The following is a 1,173-nucleotide window of genomic DNA, read 5'->3' as shown; positions in this document are numbered from 1 at the left end:
GCAGGCGTCAGTCCATATACATCGTCTTGCGACTTCGCATGGACCTGTGTTTTTAGTAAACAGTCGCTTCTCGCTGGTCTCTGCGGCCGTCTCGCCCTAGCCCGCAAGAGGCTTCAAGCGCTACGGCCCCCCTTCTCCCGAAGTTACGGGGGCATTTTGCCGAGTTCCTTAACCACAGTTCGCCCGATCGCCTCGGTATTCTCTACCTGACCACCTGTGTCGGTTTGGGGTACGGGCCGCGTGAAAGCTCGCTAGAGGCTTTTCTCGGCAGCATGGGATCACTCTACTTCGCCTCAATCGGCTACGCATCACGTCTCAGGATATGTGAAGCACGGATTTGCCTATGCTTCTCCCTACACGCTTGCACCAGTACTACCACTCACTGGCGGAGCTACCCTCCTGCGTCACCCCATCGCTTGACTACTACAAGTTCAGGTCCCGCGCTCCACAGTCCCCATCAGCCCGAAGGCTTTCAGGAGGTGCTTTGGGCGGTTAGTATCACAAGGTTCATCATGGGCGCGTTCACACGGGTACGGGAATATCAACCCGTTGTCCATCGACTACGCCTGTCGGCCTCGCCTTAGGTCCCGACTTACCCTGGGCGGATTAGCCTGGCCCAGGAACCCTTGGTCATCCGGCGGACGAGTTTCTCACTCGTCTTTCGCTACTCATGCCTGCATTCTCACTCGCATAGCGTCCACGGCTGGATTACTCCGCCGCTTCAACCGCTACACGACGCTCCCCTACCCATCCCGAGTCAAGCTCGAAATGACACAGCTTCGGCGGTGTGCTTAAGCCCCGCTACATTGTCGGCGCAGGACCACTTGACCAGTGAGCTATTACGCACTCTTTAAAGGGTGGCTGCTTCTAAGCCAACCTCCTGGCTGTCTGTGCGACCCCACATCCTTTCCCACTTAGCACACACTTAGGGGCCTTAGCTGGCGTTCTGGGCTGTTTCCCTCTCGACTACGAAGCTTATCCCCCGCAGTCTCACTGCCGCACTCTCACACCACGGTATTCGGAGTTTGGTTGATTTCGGTAAGCTTGTGGGCCCCCTAGACCATCCAGTGCTCTACCCCCGCGGTGAAACATGCGACGCTGCACCTAAATGCATTTCGGGGAGAACCAGCTATCACGGTGTTTGATTGGCCTTTCACCCCTAACCACAGCTCA

Annotated in this window: 1 rRNA gene; it reads right to left on the bottom strand. The window is 57.0% G+C overall.

Going from position 1 to position 1,173, the window contains the following annotated elements:
- Nucleotides 1-1,173 (bottom strand): 23S ribosomal RNA (locus L6E10_RS27205); the annotation flags it as partial.

Source organism: Lentzea sp. CC55, assembly GCF_021056325.1.
Classification (GTDB): Bacteria; Actinomycetota; Actinomycetes; order Mycobacteriales; family Pseudonocardiaceae; genus Lentzea; species Lentzea jiangxiensis.
The sequence above is the reverse complement of the archived record's forward strand: the minus strand, read 5'-3'. Positions and strand labels throughout refer to the sequence as shown.